Source organism: Streptomyces boluensis, assembly GCF_009908195.1.
GTDB classification, from domain to species: domain Bacteria; phylum Actinomycetota; class Actinomycetes; order Streptomycetales; family Streptomycetaceae; genus Streptomyces; species Streptomyces boluensis.
The window spans coordinates 1-16,315 of record NZ_JAAAHS010000149.1 but is presented as its reverse complement, the minus strand read 5'-3'; the positions used below and the strand labels follow the sequence as shown (position 1 = coordinate 16,315).

Below are 16,315 nucleotides of genomic sequence, written 5' to 3'. Positions count from 1 at the left end.
GAGCGGGGCGTACGAAGCGGGGCAGGGCGAGCGTCACGAAGCCCTCGGCCCGCATGGCGGCGATGCCGATGCGGGGCAGGTCCCGGGTGCTGCGGAAGATCACGAAGCGGGGTTCCCAGCGGGGGCGGAACTTGGCGTTGAACCGGTACAGCGACTCGATCTGGAACCACCGGGACAGGAACACGAGCAGCCCGCGCCAGGTGCGCAGGACCGGGCCCGCGCCGAGCCTTTCGCCACGCGCGAGGGCGGAGCGGAACATCGCGAAATTCAGTGACACGCGTGTGATGCCCAGCTCGGGGGCCGCCTTGAGGGCCGCGACGATGAGGAGTTCGTTCATGCCGGGGTCGGCGGTGCGGTCGCGGCGCATCAGGTCGAGCGAGACGCCGTTCCGGCCCCAGGGGACGAAGTGGAGTACGGCCTTCAAGTCGCCGTACGGGCCTGGGACTTCGGCCGGCCCCTCGCCCGCCGCCGCCCTGTCCGAGGTGCTGCGTGCCGCCTCCGCATCCTTCTTGTGGGCGGTGGCGATCAGGCAGTCGCCGTCGGCGGGGTCGCCGATGCGGCCGAGCGCCATGGAGAAGCCGCGCTCGTTGTCGGCGCCGCGCCAGTCGGCGGCGGCGCGCTGTACGCGCGCCAACTCAGCCTCGTCCAGGTCACGTACGCGCCGTACCCGGGTCGTGTAGCCACTGCGCTCGATGCGCTTGACCATCTGGCGCACGTTCCGCATCGCGCGCCCGGTGAGGGAGAAATCCATGACGTCCACCACCGCCTCGTCGCCCAGTTCGAGGGCGTCGAGTCCGGTCTCGCGGGTCCAGACCTCGCCGCCCGTCTCCGAACAGCCCATGACGGCGGGGGTCCAGGAGTGCTTCCTCGCCTCGTCCATGAACCGCTCGATGGCGCCGGGCCAGGCCTCCACGTCGCCGATCGGGTCGCCGCTCGCCAGCATCACGCCGGACACGACGCGGTACGTCACGGCGGCCTTGCCGCTGGGCGAGAAGACCACGCCCTTGTCGCGGCGGAGCGCGAAGTGGCCGAGCGAGTCGCGGGCGCCGTGCCGGTCGAGGAGCGCACGCAGCCGCGTCTCGTCGTCCTCGGTGAGCCGGGCCGCCGGGTGCTCGGGCCGGAACGCGAGGTACACGGTGGTGAGGGCGGTCAGCATGCCGAGGGCGCCCAGCGAGTACCCGACCGTCCAGGAGGTGCGCCCGGTGTAGGCGAGCGGGCCCTCCACGCCGAACAGGCCGTACACGACGTGCGTGAGGTAGTCGGCGAGGCTGGGGTCGCCGATGACCTTGTGCGGGTGGGTGGCGACGATCACGGTGCCGAGGCCGAGCGAGAAGGTGCCGAGCAGGAAGAAGTTGGCCAGCGCCCGCCAGCGGCTGCGCGGATCGGGCAGGGCGGCGAACTCGCCCCGGTGGCGCAGGAGAAGCGCCAGCAGGAGCGCCGCGATCAGGACGCCGACGATCGAGTGCCGGTACGTGAACTGGGCCACGGCGCCCGCCGGGAGGAGTACGACGGCGGCCCGCCAGGCCCTCCGCTTGCGGCGCTTGAGGCCGTGCGCGAGGAGCAGCAGGAGCACACCCGCGCTGAGAGCGAGCGCGGCGGCGAAGGGGCCGAGCGCGCCCGGCAACACCTCAGCGAGCGCGTGGAAGTGGCTGTGCCGGAAGCGCGGGAAGACGCCGGCCGCGATGTCCAGGAGGCCGACGAAGGTGCAGGCGGCCGCGACCAGGGACGGAACCTTCTCCGGGCCGGTGCCGCGCACGGTGCGCCGGAACGTACGGGAGGCGGCTGCGGCTCCACCCGACATTTCCCCATCTATCCTGACTGACATCGCATCCCGTAGTTCTGCGAGAGAGCTGGAGCCCGGCTTCTGCGTGCACGCCGGACAAATTGCGCCCTCTAGGACGGCGCTTCAGGGAGACGGGTTCACTCTCCGCCCGGAAAACCGGTGCAAGGGTGACGGTTGTCCGGCAAGGACGTCCGGGCGACGGCCCGGCGGAAAGCGCAGGCAGGAACACCCCATGGGTCTCAAGAGCAACCTGGTGCTGGTTCTGGCCGTCCTGGCGGCCGTGCTGCTGTTCGTCGGCACGGTCTGGTTCTGGCCGAAGCTGGCGGGACGCGACTGGCGCGCGGTCCTCGGCCGTGTCGTTCTGCTCGCCGCCACACAGGTGCTGGTTTTTACGTCGGTCGGACTCGCCGCCAACCGCTCCTTCGAGTTCTACGCCTCCTGGGCCGATCTCCTCGGCCAGGAACAGGAGATGGGCGTGGTCGAGGAGCACGACACGGGCGGCGGTACGCACGGCGGCACCGCCGCCGTCGAAGTACTGCGCACCCAGGCGGTGAAGGGCGTGGCCGACGGGTCGACGCCCACCGTGGGCGGCCAGATCCAGAAGGTCGAAGTCACTGGCGAGCGCTCGGACATGAGGTCACCCGCGTACGTATATCTGCCACCCGAGTACTTCACGGACAAGCAGCGGAAGTTCCCCGCGGCCGTGGTGATCACCGGCTACCCGGGCACCGCGGAGAACCTGCTGAACGGCCTGCGCTACCCGGCCACCGCCCACAACCAGGCCAGGCGGGGCGTGATGCAGCCGATGGTGCTCGTGATGCTGCGGCCCACCGTGGCGCCGCCGCGCGACACCGAGTGCGTGAACGTGCCGAACGGCCCGCAGACCGAGACCTTCTTCGCCGAGGACCTGCCGACCGCGATGACCGAGCACTACCGCATCGGCGCGAAGCCGGAGAACTGGGGCGCGATCGGCAACTCCACAGGTGGCTACTGCGCGTTGAAGATGGCCATGAAGCACCCGGACCGGTTCGCGGCGGCCGCCGGGCTCTCCGCCGACTACAAGGCGCCCATCGACGACACCACCGGCGACCTCTTCCAGGGCGACAAGCGGGTGGAGCAGGAGTCCGACCTGATGTGGCTGCTCGACCACCGGCCCGCCCCGAACGTGTCGCTCCTCGCCACCAGCAGCAGGCACGGGGAGGGGAATTACGCTCGGACGCGGGCGTTCCTCGACAAGGGGAAGGCGCCCACCCGGATGTTCTCGATCATCCTCGACAGCGGCGGCCACAACTTCAACACCTGGCGCCGCGAGATCCCGGCCGCTCTGGTGTGGATGAGCGAGCGACTCAGCGCCAAGTGAGGTGTTCGGGCCGGGTGGTTGGGCAGGTGAGCGCGGGCGGCCCTTCGGCCGGCTGCCGGTGCGCGGGTCCTCCGACGGTCACTTAGCCACCGGTCACTTACCCACCGGCACCGTCTCCAGATCGACCTCCGCGCGTGTGACGGATTTGGCGTCCGCCGCGGTCGAGCGGCGCAGGGCCGCGTGCAGGGTCGCCGGGGTCAGGACGCCCAGGAAGCGGCCGACGGAGTCCTCGTCGATCACCGCGATCCAGCCCGCGTCGTGCTGCAGCATCGTGGAGAACGCCTGCTTCAGGGACGCGCCCACCGGAAGCCACGCCTCCATGCGGCGGGCCCGGTCCCGCACCGTCCCCTTGCGCAGGGTGTGTTCGGCCGCGATCCAGCCGTGCAGATTCCCCTCCGCGTCGAGTACGACGGCCCACTGGGCACCCTCGGCGCGCAGTTGCTCGGCGGCGCGGCTCAGCGGGTCGTCCAGGCGGACCACCGGGGGCTGGTGCAGATCGCCCTCCTCGATCGGGGTGACCGAGAGACGCTTCAACCCCCGGTCGGCGCCCACGAAATCGGCCACGTACTCGGTGGCGGGCGCGCCGAGCACGGTCGCCGGAGCGTCGTACTGCTCGATGCGTCCTGAGCCGTAGACGGCGATGCGGTCGCCGAGCCGTACGGCCTCCTCGATGTCGTGCGTGACGAACAGCACCGTCTTGCGCACGGCCGCCTGGAGCCTCAGGAACTCGTTCTGCAGGTGCTCGCGGACCACCGGGTCGACCGCGCCGAACGGTTCGTCCATGAGGAGCACGGGCGGGTCGGCGGCCAGGGCGCGGGCCACGCCGACGCGCTGGCGCTGGCCGCCGGAGAGCTGCTCCGGGTAGCGCTCGCCGTACACCGAGGGGTCGAGGCCGACCAGTTCAAGGAGTTCGGCGGCGCGTGCGCGGGCCTTGGCGCGCTTCACGCCGAGCAGGTGCGGGACCGTGGCCGTGTTGTCCAGGACCGTCTTGTGCGGGAACAGGCCGACCTGCTGGATGACATAGCCGATCCGGCGCCGCAGCTCGACCGGGTCGACGGTGGATATGTCCTCGCCGTCCAGGAATATCCGGCCCGAGGTCGGCTCGATCAGCCGGTTCACCATCTTCATGGTCGTGGTCTTGCCGCAGCCCGACGGGCCCACGAGCGTGACCAGTTCACCGTCCGCGACCTCGAACGACAGGTCGTCGACGGCCGTGGTGCCGTCCGCGTACCGCTTGGTGACGTGCTCGAACCGGATCATGGCTCCCCATTGTGGTGGGCGTTCTGTGAACCTCATGTTGCTGCAGGACAACGTCTCTCCGCGATTGTCAGTGCGTGGGTTTAGGGTCGCGGGACAGACAGATGTTCGGCGGATCGCCCTCCCGGGGGCAGCTCCCGGTGGCGGGGGTGGAGCGGTGATCCGGCGGCGGCCCGGGGGAGGTGGGGCGCGATGGCCCAGCAGGACTGCCTGGTGGCGAACGACTGGGTGTGCGCGGAGTATGTCCGTTCGCGCGGCCAGGAGTTGGTCGACGCCACGCTGCAGCACGTCGGCATCACGGTCGTCTCGATCGCGATAGGGCTCGCCGTGGCACTGCCGCTCGCGCTGCTCGCCCGCCGCGGCAAGGCCTTCGCCGGACCGGTGCTCGGCCTCACCACCGCGCTGTACTCGGTGCCGTCCCTCGCGATGTTCTCGCTGCTGCTCCCGCTGTTCGGGCTCTCCGCCGCCCTGGTCGTCACCGGCCTGGTGCTGTACTCCCTGACGATCCTCGTGCGGAACATCCTGGCGGGACTCGAAGCCGTCCCCGAGGAGGCCCGCGAGGCCGCGCGTGGGATGGGGTACGGGCCGGGGCGTCTGCTCTGGGAGGTCGAACTGCCGCTGGCGCTCCCGGCGTTGTTCGCGGGGGTGCGGATGGCCACGGTCGCGACGGTCGCCCTGACCACGGTCGGCGCCATCGTGGACTACGGCGGCCTCGGCGGCCTGATCATGTCCGGCCTTCGCAGCGACTTCAAGGCGCAGGTGCTCACCGCCTCGGTGCTCTGTGTGCTGCTCGCCGTCACCGCCGACCTGCTGCTCCTCGCCGTACAGCGCGCACTCACGCCCTGGACGCGCATACGGTCACGGCGCCCGTCCGACACTCGCGCGGCAAAGGTGGTCGAACCCGCATGAACGCGCTGCCCGACGCTTTCGTCTGGCTCACCACGGCCACCAACTGGCAGGGGGAGAAGGGGGTCTGGCACCGCCTCGGCGAGCACCTCTACTTCAGTGGTACGTGCCTGGCTGTCGCCTGCCTGCTCGCCCTGCCCCTGGCCCTGTGGCTCGGGCACATGGGCAAGGGCGGTGCGCTCGCGGTCAACATCTCCAACATCGGCCGGGCCGTGCCCACGCTCGCGGTGCTCGTACTGCTCTCGCTCACCCCGCTGAGCAAGTACGGGGACCTGCCGACGCTGATCGCCCTGGTGCTGTTCGCTGTGCCGCCGCTGCTCACCAACGCCTACGTCGGCATGCGCGAGGTGGATCGTTCGGTGGTGGAGGCCGCGCGCGGTATGGGCATGAGCGGCCGCCAGCTCTTTCTCCGGGTGGAACTGCCGCTCGCGTACCCGCTGATCATGACGGGGCTGCGCTCCGCCGCGGTCCAGGTGGTGGCCACGGCGACGCTCGCCGCGATGGCGGGGGAGGGCGGTCTCGGCCGGATCATCACGGCCGGGTTCAACCTCCAGGACACCCCGCAGGTCGTCGCGGGCGCGGTCCTGGTGGCGGCGCTTGCGCTGCTCGTCGAGGGCGTCCTTGTGGCGCTCGGCAGAATCCTCGACCCGATGCGGGGCAGGGCCCTGCCGGGGTGAGGTGCACGGCGGTACGCGCGCGGTGGTGCGTGTGCGTCCCGCAAGTCCCGCAAAGTCCCGCAATTCCCGTAAGTCCTGAAAGTTCGGCAATTCCCGTACGGACAACGGTCGTTACGACATCGATTGGTGAATCCCCATGAAGAACTTCCCGCAGGGCATGCGCAGAGCCGCCGCGGCACTCGCCGTGGTCGGCCTCGCCGCCGGTCTCACCGCCTGTGGCGGCGACAGCCTCGAGGACAAGGGATCCGGCGACGGCGCGGGCGGCGCGGGCGGCGCGGGCAAGAAGGGTTCGCTGGTCGTGGGTTCGGCGGGATTCACCGAGTCCAAGGTCCTCGCCGAGCTCTACTCCCAGGTTCTGAAGGACGCCGGATACAACACCTCCATCAAGACGGTGGAGAACCGCGAGCTTTACGAACCGTCCCTGGAGAAGGGCGACATAGACGTCGTCCCGGAATACGCGGCGACGCTCGCGGAATTCCTCAACACGAAGAAGAACGGCCCGAAGGCGAAGCCCGTAGCGTCGAGTGACGTGGAAGCCACGGTCTCCGCTCTGGAGAAGTTGGCCGAACCGCGTGGCCTGAAGGTGCTGCCCGCAGGTGACGCGGTCGACCAGAACGCGTTCGCGGTCAGCAAGGAATACGCGAAGAAGCACGATCTCGCGTCGCTTTCCGACCTCGGCCGGGCGAAGCTGAAGGTGAAGGTGGCGGCCGGTGACGAATGCGAGGTCAGGCCGTTCTGCGCGCCGGGTCTGAAGGCGACGTACGGCATCGACGTGACCGGCGTCGACCCCAAGGGCGTCGGTACGCCGCAGGCCAAGCAGGCAGTCACGGACGGGGAGGATCAGCTCGTCCTGACCACCACGACGGACGCCACGCTGGAGAACTTCGACCTCGTCCTGCTCAAGGACGACAAGAAGCTGCAGAACGCGGACAACATCCTCCCTGTGGTCAACGAGAAGGAGGCGGGCGACAAGGCGATAGCCGAAGCGCTCGCGAAGCTCACCGACACGCTCACCACCGAGGACCTGGTGGAACTGAACCGCAAGGTCGACGCGGAGCGTGTGAAGGAGACCGACGCGGCGAAGGAGTACCTGGAGTCCAAGGGCCTGCTCAAGAAATGATCTTGAGTGCTCGGCTCATTTACACGCGGTGAAACGGGATCAAGTGGCAAGGAACGCACGGGTGTTGTCGGTGAACCGTGAGGGGGATTCGTAACCACAAGGGAACAGATTCGCGGGCGGGGGTTCGCCCGTCGACCACGCGCGGTAAGTTTCTGGCCATGCCACGTGGACGTCACCGCCATTCCCCACCCCTGCACAGGCTGCTTCCCCCCTCGACGGTCGCCGGCGCTTCGCTGGTCTGCGCCGCCGCAGCTTGGCTGGTCGCGGAACCCGTGGCGCTGCGCGTTCTGACCGCCGGCGCCGCGGCCGCGACCGTCGTGGGCGCGGTCGTCATGCGCCGCTGGGACCGGCTGGCCGGGAAGCGCGTCGCGGAGCTCACCCGGGCCAGGGCGAGCGACGAGTGGAAGCACGACGAACGCACCGCGGAGCTGGAGTCGGACCTCGACGAGTCGCGTGAGGTGCGCGCCAAGCTGGAGGTCAAACTCCGCTCCAAGCGCGCCGAGCTGGCCGCCCTGCGCTCCGAACACGCGGCGCTGCTGCGGCGGTACGCCACCGCGGAGACCGAGCGGGCCAGTGCCCTCGAAGGGCGCCGCAGGCTCGCCATCGAGGCGTCCGCGCCGGCGAAGGCGCTGCCGCCCGGCGGCCTCGCGGCCCGCACCCCGAGCCCCGCGCTCTACCTCCGGGCCAACGCGGCCCTCGACCACCTGAGCCGCAACGGCGCCGTGCCCGCGCCGCGAGGCGGCGACCAGGGTGCGCCGCGCGAGGGGGCGGACGCGCAGGGGAAGCCCGGGGCGGTCGACGCACACCCGCGTACGGCCGCCGTCTCCCCGAGCCCGCGCCACTATCCCGTACCCGCCGCGGCCGCTGTCGTGCCGCACGCACCCGTGCGGCGGACCGTCGCCGGCGGCTTCGACTTCTTCGGTACGCAGGGCGTGCGGACCGACGAGGAGAACCAGGACCCGCGCGAGGTCGAGCGCGCCCGCGCGGTGCGCGACGAGGTCCGGGCCATCGAGAACAAGGACCTCGCGGACGTCGTGGGCGAGGAGGCCCTGGCCCTGCACCTCGCCGAGGCCACGACGGGCCCGCGCCCCGTGGCGGACGCTCCGCTTCCCGTGGAGGAGTCCGGGGCGGGCACGTCGGGCACGGAGGCCGAGGCGGGCACCGAGTCCGGACCGGTCGCGCCCGAGGGCGAGTTCGGGTCCGCGCCCGATGACCGCGCGGTCGGCGAGGTCATCGACCTGACGGCACACGACGAGACCGAGCAGCTCGACGTGGCGGACCTGCGGAGCGCGATCTCCTAGCGGCCTCCGCCTGTCGCCTTCTGCCTGTCGCCTTCTGCCGCCACATCGGCGGTACGCGTCACTCCGCCGACTTGGCCATCCACCTGTCAGGAAGTGCCGTGCGGCGCCCCGTGCGTGAGCGGTCCGCCTGCGCCTGGAGCAGTTGCCGCGCCTCCGCCGTGTCCCGCAGTCGGGCCGTGACCGAGGTGTTCGCGCCGGTCTCCACGTGGATGTCGGCCACGCCGTTACGCCGCTCCCAGGGCCCCTGCGTGAGCCGTACGCTCTGCACCTTCGCGTGCGGGACCAGGGCCAGAGTGCGGCTGAGCAGTCCGTGCCGGGTGGCGAACACGGTGTCCGTCACCGCGAGTCCCTGGCCGCGCCACCAGAGGGGCACACACCAGGCCGAGCGCGCGGGCGGCCGCGACAGCTCCTCCGGCACCGTGACCCCCGGCAGGATCCGGGCGATCACCGCGTCCGCGACCGCGCGCGGAGCGACCGGTACGAGCACGCTGTTGGACGACCCGGCCACGTCCAGCTCCACCCGCACCCAGCCGCGCCGCCGCCACAGCAGCGGCTCCACGATCCGTACGGCCTGCACCCGGCCCGGCGGCACCGTCTCGTGCTCCTTGTCGAGCAGCCCGTGGTCGAGCCGCAGCCCGTCCGGGGACTCGCCCACCCGCCAGTCGTACTCCTTCATGAACCGCCCCACACTGCGCGCGCCGGCCGCGCCGATCAGCGGGATCCCGGTGCCGATGAGCAGCCCCGTGCTGTGGGTGGCCAGCCAGAGCAGCGGCGGCACGGCGAGCGCGGCGAGCAGCAGTGCCCAGGTGGTGCCGGTGAGGAGGAGCGAGACGGCCAGCTGTCGTGGCGGTACGTGCACGAGGTTCGCGACCGGCGCCTCGCCGACCTCGTGGGCCGTCTCGGGGGCGAAACCGGCGGCACGCGCGAGGAGTTCGGCCCGCAGCACGGCGGCGTCCCGCTCGCTCAGATACGCCAACTCGTCCTTGGAGTCCGTGCCGATGACGTCCATCTTGAGCTTGGCGACACCGACGAAACGGGCGAGCAGCGGCTGGTTGACGTCGACGGCCTGGAGCCGGTCGAGGCGGATGTGCGCGGTCCGCCTGAACAGCAGTCCGGTACGGATCCGCAGCTCGGTCCCGGTCACCGCGAAGTGGGTGAACCACCAGCTCAGGAAGCCGTAGAGGGAAGCGGCCAGGACCAGGGTCGCGCCGCCGAGCAGCAGCGTCTCGGTGGCGAGGTCGGCCACCCGCCGGTACGCGCCGTCCGGGTCGTGCACCGCCCATCCGGTGCCCACCGCGACGGGCGCCCACGCGCGGCGCAGCGGTGTGACGGGATGCAGCCGCCGTTCACCCGCACCCGCGTCCTGTGCGTCCGCCTCGCGCGTGCCCGCGTCCCGTACGTCTGCGTCCCGTACCGCCGAGTCCTCGGCGCGCTCCGGGTGCTCGGGGTTCACAGGCCCGCCGATCGGGCCTCGCCCAGCTCGGTGAGCCGGTCGCGGAGGCGTTCGGCCTCGTGGGGGTCGAGTCCCGGCACTGTCGCGTCGGTCGCGGCGGCGGCGGTGTGCAGTTGGAGGCCGGCGAGGCCGAACTTCCGTTGCAGCGGCCCCGATTCGACCTCGACGAGCTGCATACGGCCGTACGGCACCACGGTCTCCTCGCGCCACAGCACCCCGCGCTGGATGAGCAGGTCGTCGGCGCGCTCCGCGTAGCGCCAGGAGTGCCAGTTGCGCCCCAGCATCGGCCAGCCCCAGACGAGCAGGGCCACGGGCACGGCGGCGAACGCGGCCCAGGCGGGGCCGGCGAAGACCCCGAGGAGCACGCCCGTGGCGACCGCCAGCGGCACCATCCACAGCACGAGCAGCAATCGGCGCAGCGTGAGCAGGGCGCGGGGGAGCCCCCGCCAGACGGGATCTGGCGCCACCTCGCGCGTACCGATCCCCGTGCCCGTCTCCGTCTCCGTTCCTGCCCCCGCCCCGGGACCCGCCTCGGGACTCGGCCCCGGTTCCGGCCCCCGTTCCGGCTGCTGTCCGGACCCCGCCGTTCCGTCGCCGCCGCCCGCAGGTTCCCGTGTCATGCCCGTCTCCGTCCCGGCCGCCGACCGCGCCCGCGCCCGTACCCGTACGCCGAACTCATCCCTGTCCCCGTCCCGTATCCGCTGTGCTGCCGTCAGGCCGTCGTGCCGTCGAAACCCGCACGCTCGAAACCCGCACGCTCGAAACCCGCACGCTCGAAACCCGCACGCTCGAACCCCGCACGCTGAGAACCTCCGCGGCGCGCGCGGCGTTCCCCGCGCGCCGTCCGGTGCCTCGCCGCACTCCCTCACGTCCCCGTCTCGATCCGTGCGCCCCCGGTGCGAGAGACTGTGCGCCATGAGTCCCCAGACGGATCCGCAGATCAGGACTGTCGGTGTCGGAGGAGCCGCCGAGAGCACCGACATGGTGCTCAACATCGGTCCCCAGCACCCGTCGACGCACGGCGTCCTGCGCCTGCGCCTGGTGATCGACGGTGAGCGCATCCAGCACGCCGAGCCGGTGATCGGCTACATGCACCGAGGTGCCGAGAAGCTGTTCGAGGCGCGGGACTACCGGCAGATCGTGATGCTGGCCAACCGCCACGACTGGCTCTCCGCCTTCTCCAACGAGCTGGGCGTGGTCCTCGCCGTCGAGCGGATGCTCGGCATGGAGGTGCCCGAACGCGCGGTGTGGACACGCACCCTGCTCGCCGAGCTGAACCGCGTCCTCAACCATTTGATGTTCCTTGGCTCGTACCCGCTCGAACTGGGCGGAATCACCCCGGTCTTCCACGCCTTCCGGGAGCGCGAGGAGCTCCAGAACGTCATGGAGGAGGTGTCCGGCGGCCGCATGCACTACATGTTCAACCGGGTCGGCGGCCTCAAGGAGGATCTTCCGCTCGGTTGGACGTCGAGGGCACGGCAGGCGGTTGCCTCGGTGCGCTCGCGGATGGATGTCTACGACCGCCTGGTGCTCGGCAACGAGATCTTCAGGGGGCGTACGCGGAACGTCGGCGTCCTGTCCCCCGAAGCGGTGCACTCGTACGGCGTGAGCGGACCGATCGCCCGTGCCTCGGGGGTCGACTTCGACCTGCGCAGGGACGAGCCGTACCTGGCGTACGGGGAGTTGCAGTCGACTCTGAAGGTGGTCACGCGCACCGAGGGCGACTGCCTGGCCCGCTTCGAGTGCCTTCTGGAGCAGGCGCACAACGCCCTGGACCTCGCCGACGCCTGCCTCGACCGGATCGCGGAGCTGCCCCCGGGGCCGATCAACCAGCGGCTGCCGAAGGTCCTCAAGGCGCCCGAGGGCCACACCTACGCGTGGACCGAGAATCCGCTCGGCATCAACGGCTACTACCTGGTGTCCAAGGGCGAGAAGACCCCGTACCGCCTCAAGCTGCGGTCCGCCTCGTACAACAACATCCAGGCGCTGACCGAGCTGCTGCCCGGCACGCTCGTCGCCGACATGGTGGCGATCCTCGGGTCACTGTTCTTCGTCGTCGGCGACATCGACAAGTAGCCCGCGCGCCGCGACGCCGACGGGCTGTACGAGCCAGCCGAAGTCGCCGAGCCCGCCCCGCGCGGTGAGCTCGGCGGCCTCCCCGGCCAGGGCGAGAGCGCGTACGTACGCCGCCGGGTCCGTGGTCGCCAGGGACAGCGGGGGACGGCCGCCGAAGACGCCGAGGGCGCCGAGGGCCGCGCGCTGGCTCAGCAGTTCGGCACCGGGCAACGCGCAGGCGTCGAGCGCCACATGGGCGGTCAGGTCGCAGGAGCCGTCCGGTACGGGCCGGCACTCGCGGCCGTCCCGGAAACCGGTCAGGGTGCCGAAGCCGGGCCGCGCCACGCGCGCGTGGTGGTAGTCCACGGCCACCGCGAGCCCCCGCTCCAGGCTCCGCACGGCCGCCGCCCAGGCCGCGTCGCGCGGGCCGCCGAGCTCGGCACGGAACCCCGGCTCCGGGGGCAGCGGCCACCACCGCTCCAGCCAGTCCGCGTCCGCGCGGGAGGGCTCGGGCCCGAGCGTCTCGGTGCCGTCCTCGCGTACGCGCACGAGTCGCGGCACTCCGGCGGGGTCCACCTCGACGATGTCCAGGGGCACGTTGTCGAGCCACTCGTTGGCGAACAGCAGCCCGGTGACGCCGTGCGGGACCGAGGCCGTCCACGTGATCCGGGGATCGTCGAGCGCCACGGGCCGCGGTGCCCGTTCCACGGCGTACGCCCGCGCGCGCGGCGCCACCTGCGGGGGCAGCGCCCGGAGCACGCCCGCCGTCAGCTCACCGCGCCCGGCGCCGACGTCGACGAAGGCGAGCTCGGCGGGCTCGCCGAGCGCGGCGTCGACCCGGCAGAGCAGCCGGGCCACGGCGTCGGCGTAGAGCGGCGAGGCGTGCACGGAGGTACGGAAGTGGCCCGCCGGTCCCTCGGGCCGCAGAAAGAACCCGTCAGGCCCGTACAGCGCCTCCTCAGCGGCCTCCCGCCAGCCCCGCGCCACCGCACTGCCGCGCACACCGCTCACGTCGCTCACACCGCTCCTCGCCCCGCTCCACCGGCCGCTCCGTCGACCGTCCGTCCTGCTCGAAAGGCTATGCGCCTCCACCTTGGGGAGTACGAGGCGGCGGACCGGATCGACCCTGCGGCTGACCCTCGGGCGAGTGCCGCGTACCTACGCTGGGTGATGTGCAGCGCCTCTACGAATTCCTCCGCAGACACCCGACGGGCGTCGACTCCTTCTGGGCTGTCGTGCTCCTCATGGTGTCGTTCGTGGGGCTGGCGTCGGACATGAACGGTGCGGGGCGCATGCCGGGCGTCGGCGTCGCCGTGTTCTCCGTCATCGCCTGCCTCGCCGTCGCGCTGCGCCGCAAGTGGCCGGAGAAGATGCTGCTGCTCATGGCCGGGGTGGGGCTCGCGCAGCTGATCACCGATGTGAGCGTGCTGCCCGCGGACTTCGCGATGCTGGTGCTCATCTGCACGGTGGCCGCCGAAGGCGCCCTCTGGGCACGTCGATTCGCCCTGGTCGGCGGCCTGTTGGCGGCGCCGATCTCGCAGATCGCCTGGCCCAACCCGTTCAGCGGCGTCTGGGGCAACATCCTGATCGCCGGCTTCACCATGGTCCCGTTCGCCCTCGCCTGGGTCCTCGGCGACTCCATCCGCACCCGCCGCGCCTACTTCGCGCAGCTGGAGGAGCGCGCGGACCGCCTGGAGCGGGAGCGCGAGGCGCAGTCCAAGGTCGCGGTGGCCGCCGAGCGCGCCCGGATCGCCCGCGAGCTGCACGACGTGGTCGCGCACAACGTCTCCGTGATGGTGGTGCAGGCCGACGGCGCCGCGTACGTCATGGACACCGCGCCCGACCAGGCCAAGAAGGCGCTGGAGACGATCTCCGGCACCGGCCGCCAGGCGCTCGCCGAGATGCGCCGGCTGCTCGGCGTGCTGCGTACCGGCGAACAGCGGGAGAGCGGCGAGTACGTGCCGCAGCCCGACGTCGAGCAGATCGACGAGCTGGTCGAGCAGGTGCGCAGCTCCGGCCTCGACATCGACTTCAGGATCGAGGGCACCCCGCGCCCGCTGCCCAGCGGGGTGGAGCTGACCGCGTACCGCATCGTGCAGGAGGCGCTCACCAACACCCGTAAGCACGGCGGCGCGAACGCCGGGGCGAGTGTGCGCATCGTCTACTTCGACGACGGGCTCGGCCTCCTGGTGGAGGACGACGGCCAGGGCGCCCCGCACGAGCTGTACGAGGACGGCGGCGCGGACGGGCGCGGCCACGGCCTCATCGGGATGCGGGAGCGCGTCGGTATGGTCGGCGGCACCCTGGACGCGGGGCCGCGGCCGGGCGGCGGCTTCCGGATCAGCGCGCTGCTGCCCCTCAAACCCGCTCATTGAGCCCGCTGACACCTGTCAGCGAGCCGACGCACCAGCCGTGCCCTTGGAGGGAACCGGACATGCCGATCCGCGTGATGCTCGTCGACGACCAGGTGCTGCTGCGCACCGGGTTCCGTATGGTCCTCGCCGCACAGCCGGACATGGAGGTCGTCGCGGAGGCGGGCGACGGCGCCGAGGCGATCGACGTGCTGCGTGGCACCGCGGTCGACGTGGTGCTCATGGACGTCCGGATGCCGCGGCTCGACGGGGTGGAGGCCACCGCCCGCATCTGCGCGCAGCCCGACCCCCCGAAGGTGCTGATCCTGACCACCTTCGACCTGGACGAGTACGCGTTCTCCGGGCTCAAGGCCGGGGCGTCCGGCTTCATGCTCAAGGACGTGCCGCCCGCCGAACTGCTCGGCGCCATCAGGTCGGTGCACAGCGGCGACGCGGTCGTGGCGCCGTCCACCACCCGGCGGCTGCTCGACCGGTTCGCGCCGATGCTGCCGCGCACCGGCGGCGAGCCGCAGCACAAGGAGCTGGAGCGGCTCACCGACCGGGAGCGCGAGGTGATGATCCTGGTCGCCCAGGGCCTGTCGAACGGCGAGATCGCCGCCCGCCTCGTCCTCTCCGAGGCCACCGTGAAGACCCACGTGGGCCGCATCCTCACCAAACTCGGCCTGCGCGACCGCGTCCAGGTGGTCGTCCTCGCGTACGAGACGGGCCTTGTACGGGCCGGCGGGGGCGCCTGAAATCCGGCACCACGCGCGCGTGGTGCAGCGAGGTGCGGTGCGCCTCCGGCTCAGCGCAGTACGCCCTCGATGAAGTCGCTGCCGAGCCGCGCCACGGCGGTCAGGTCCAGCTCGTGCAGTACGTACCGGCCACGGCGGCGGGTGGTGAGCAGCCCGGCCTTCTTCAGGACGGACAGGTGCCGTGAGATCTCCGGTGCCGTGATCCCGTACGTGTCCACGAGTTCGCTCGTCGTATGGGCACCACGCGCGAGGCTGCGGCACAGTCGCATCCGCATCGGGTGCGCCAGGGCGTCCATGCGCTGCTGCACGTCCTGGAGGGAGAGCGTCCGCGCCGCCTCGTGACCCGCCACCGGGTACTGGACCACGGGCCGCCGGCCGACGGGATGCGCCAGCGTCAGGTGCGGGCGTCCGAAGGCGGTGGGCAGCAGGGTGAGGCCGGGGTCGTCGGGGTCGGCGTAGGCCGAGGCGCGGCCGGTGGTGAGCTTGTCGACGAGGATGCGGCTGCCGCTCCCGTCGAGGCTCAGGGCGGGCGACGCGGCCGTCAGCGCCTCGCCGAGGCCCTTGCGGCGGTGCAGCTCGGTCTTGTGCCGGGCGTCGGCGGCGAGCTGGACCTTGACCCGCTCCCAGGCGTCCCCGAAGAAGGCGTCCTGGCAGTCCTCGAAGAGGCGCCGCAGCCAGGCCCGCAGACCGTCCGGGTCGAGCAGCATCCGGTCCACGAACGCCGACTGCCGCGGACCGCGCGCGGCGGCCTGTTCGCGTACGCGCCGGCGCTCGCCCTCGTCGACGAGCGGGGAGGGCGTGCACACCTCGTACGCGCTGTTGCAGGTGATCTCGAACGCGGTGGCCACGAACGTCTCGTCGTCGATGCGGTCCAGCAGGTCGAGCTCCTCGGCGAGGGTCGCGCCGGGGCGGGCGGGAAGCAGCAGGTCGCAGCGGGTCGAGGTCCACAGGAACTCCGCCTCGCACAGCCGGTCGGCGAGGTCGGGCTTGAGCCCGGAGCTGGTGGCCGTGGCCCAGCCGTGCAGCCCGGGATGGTGCGCGGGCGCCGCCAGGACGTGCAGGGCGGAACCCAGCTCGGCCAGCGGCGACAGCGCGAACACGATGCGCTCCTGCGGCAGTCCATGGAGGTCGAGAACGTTGGCCATGGCCCCATCCTGCCTGGCCGTACGCGGCGTCATGGCGTCGATTGACGGGAGCCGTCAATCGAAGCGACATGCAGGTCAGAAGCCGCGCAGCCTTGAGGTGTCGACGAGACCGGGGCTTTCCGCGGGGCCCTCTCACCCACCCCGTCCTCACC

Annotated in this window: 14 protein-coding genes; 8 read left to right on the top strand and 6 right to left on the bottom strand. The window is 71.7% G+C overall.

All coding sequences use genetic code 11. The features are described 5' to 3' along the window. Positions 1 to 1,801 (bottom strand): phosphatidylglycerol lysyltransferase domain-containing protein (locus GUY60_RS19490; protein ID WP_161699579.1); only part of this gene is annotated, 1,801 nt, incomplete at its 3' end. A 214-nt stretch (positions 1,802 to 2,015) separates the two neighbouring features. Between GUY60_RS19490 and GUY60_RS19485 the strand changes: the two genes are divergently transcribed. Then, positions 2,016 to 3,143 carry an alpha/beta hydrolase gene (locus GUY60_RS19485; RefSeq protein WP_161699577.1) on the top strand — a complete coding sequence of 376 codons (1,128 nt, stop codon included), beginning with the start codon at positions 2,016 to 2,018 and terminating at the stop codon, positions 3,141 to 3,143. A gap of 93 nt (positions 3,144 to 3,236) precedes the next feature. Here GUY60_RS19485 and GUY60_RS19480 read toward each other — a convergent pair whose 3' ends face one another. Beyond that, positions 3,237 to 4,403: an ABC transporter ATP-binding protein gene (locus tag GUY60_RS19480; protein WP_161699576.1), complete on the bottom strand. Its 1,167-nt coding sequence runs from the start codon at positions 4,401 to 4,403 to the stop codon at positions 3,237 to 3,239. 189 nt (positions 4,404 to 4,592) lie between these two features. Between GUY60_RS19480 and GUY60_RS19475 the strand changes: the two genes are divergently transcribed. The 4 genes from GUY60_RS19475 to GUY60_RS19460 all read left to right on the top strand — a co-directional run bounded on the left by GUY60_RS19475 (position 4,593) and on the right by GUY60_RS19460 (position 8,404). Then, positions 4,593 to 5,309: an ABC transporter permease gene (locus GUY60_RS19475; protein WP_161699574.1), complete on the top strand. Its 717-nt coding sequence runs from the start codon at positions 4,593 to 4,595 to the stop codon at positions 5,307 to 5,309. Beyond that, complete coding sequence (locus GUY60_RS19470) at positions 5,306 to 5,983, top strand: ABC transporter permease (protein ID WP_161699572.1); 678 nt, start codon at positions 5,306 to 5,308, stop codon at positions 5,981 to 5,983. The genes GUY60_RS19475 and GUY60_RS19470 overlap by 4 nt, the downstream gene beginning before the upstream one ends. Before the next feature lie 136 nt (positions 5,984 to 6,119). After that, positions 6,120 to 7,103 (top strand): ABC transporter substrate-binding protein, encoded by a 984-nt coding sequence (locus GUY60_RS19465; RefSeq protein ID WP_246235274.1) that lies wholly within the window; start codon positions 6,120 to 6,122, stop codon positions 7,101 to 7,103. Between the two features lie 158 nt (positions 7,104 to 7,261). After that, on the top strand, positions 7,262 to 8,404 hold the full coding sequence (locus GUY60_RS19460) for a hypothetical protein (RefSeq protein WP_161699570.1): 1,143 nt from the start codon (positions 7,262 to 7,264) through the stop codon (positions 8,402 to 8,404). A 58-nt stretch (positions 8,405 to 8,462) separates the two neighbouring features. On the opposite strand, the gene GUY60_RS19455 is transcribed toward GUY60_RS19460, so the two are convergent. Both GUY60_RS19455 and GUY60_RS38280 read right to left on the bottom strand, forming a co-directional pair. Further along, positions 8,463 to 9,869 carry a PH domain-containing protein gene (locus tag GUY60_RS19455; RefSeq protein WP_512700837.1) on the bottom strand — a complete coding sequence of 469 codons (1,407 nt, stop codon included), beginning with the start codon at positions 9,867 to 9,869 and terminating at the stop codon, positions 8,463 to 8,465. Further along, complete coding sequence (locus GUY60_RS38280; RefSeq protein WP_187370076.1) at positions 9,854 to 10,477, bottom strand: PH domain-containing protein; 624 nt, start codon at positions 10,475 to 10,477, stop codon at positions 9,854 to 9,856. Before GUY60_RS38280 ends, GUY60_RS19455 begins: the two co-directional genes overlap by 16 nt. A gap of 295 nt (positions 10,478 to 10,772) precedes the next feature. Here GUY60_RS38280 and GUY60_RS19450 point away from each other — a divergent pair, with 295 nt between their 5' ends. Further along, positions 10,773 to 11,933, top strand: coding sequence for an NADH-quinone oxidoreductase subunit D (locus GUY60_RS19450; RefSeq protein WP_161699568.1), 1,161 nt, complete (start codon positions 10,773 to 10,775; stop codon positions 11,931 to 11,933). On the opposite strand, the gene GUY60_RS19445 is transcribed toward GUY60_RS19450, so the two are convergent. Continuing rightward, complete coding sequence (locus GUY60_RS19445) at positions 11,898 to 12,932, bottom strand: SAM-dependent methyltransferase (RefSeq protein ID WP_312866352.1); 1,035 nt, start codon at positions 12,930 to 12,932, stop codon at positions 11,898 to 11,900. The genes GUY60_RS19450 and GUY60_RS19445 overlap by 36 nt on opposite strands. Before the next feature lie 152 nt (positions 12,933 to 13,084). On the opposite strand from GUY60_RS19445, the gene GUY60_RS19440 reads away from it, so the two are divergent. Both GUY60_RS19440 and GUY60_RS19435 read left to right on the top strand, forming a co-directional pair. Then, positions 13,085 to 14,287: a sensor histidine kinase gene (locus GUY60_RS19440; RefSeq protein WP_161699566.1), complete on the top strand. Its 1,203-nt coding sequence runs from the start codon at positions 13,085 to 13,087 to the stop codon at positions 14,285 to 14,287. Between the two features lie 59 nt (positions 14,288 to 14,346). Further along, positions 14,347 to 15,018, top strand: a complete 672-nt coding sequence (locus GUY60_RS19435; protein WP_161699564.1) for a response regulator transcription factor — start codon at positions 14,347 to 14,349, stop codon at positions 15,016 to 15,018. A gap of 50 nt (positions 15,019 to 15,068) precedes the next feature. On the opposite strand, the gene GUY60_RS19430 is transcribed toward GUY60_RS19435, so the two are convergent. Continuing rightward, positions 15,069 to 16,163: a DUF5937 family protein gene (locus GUY60_RS19430; protein WP_161699562.1), complete on the bottom strand. Its 1,095-nt coding sequence runs from the start codon at positions 16,161 to 16,163 to the stop codon at positions 15,069 to 15,071. Positions 16,164 to 16,315 lie beyond the last annotated feature (152 nt).

Coding starts and splice junctions, on each gene's coding strand:
- GUY60_RS19485 (WP_161699577.1), top strand. CDS start 2,016: ATGGGTCTCAAGAGCAACCTGGTGCTGGTTCTGGCCGTCCTGGCGGCC.
- GUY60_RS19480 (WP_161699576.1), bottom strand. CDS start 4,403: ATGATCCGGTTCGAGCACGTCACCAAGCGGTACGCGGACGGCACCACG.
- GUY60_RS19475 (WP_161699574.1), top strand. CDS start 4,593: ATGGCCCAGCAGGACTGCCTGGTGGCGAACGACTGGGTGTGCGCGGAG.
- GUY60_RS19470 (WP_161699572.1), top strand. CDS start 5,306: ATGAACGCGCTGCCCGACGCTTTCGTCTGGCTCACCACGGCCACCAAC.
- GUY60_RS19465 (WP_246235274.1), top strand. CDS start 6,120: ATGAAGAACTTCCCGCAGGGCATGCGCAGAGCCGCCGCGGCACTCGCC.
- GUY60_RS19460 (WP_161699570.1), top strand. CDS start 7,262: ATGCCACGTGGACGTCACCGCCATTCCCCACCCCTGCACAGGCTGCTT.
- GUY60_RS38280 (WP_187370076.1), bottom strand. CDS start 10,477: ATGACACGGGAACCTGCGGGCGGCGGCGACGGAACGGCGGGGTCCGGA.
- GUY60_RS19450 (WP_161699568.1), top strand. CDS start 10,773: ATGAGTCCCCAGACGGATCCGCAGATCAGGACTGTCGGTGTCGGAGGA.
- GUY60_RS19435 (WP_161699564.1), top strand. CDS start 14,347: ATGCCGATCCGCGTGATGCTCGTCGACGACCAGGTGCTGCTGCGCACC.
- GUY60_RS19430 (WP_161699562.1), bottom strand. CDS start 16,163: ATGGCCAACGTTCTCGACCTCCATGGACTGCCGCAGGAGCGCATCGTG.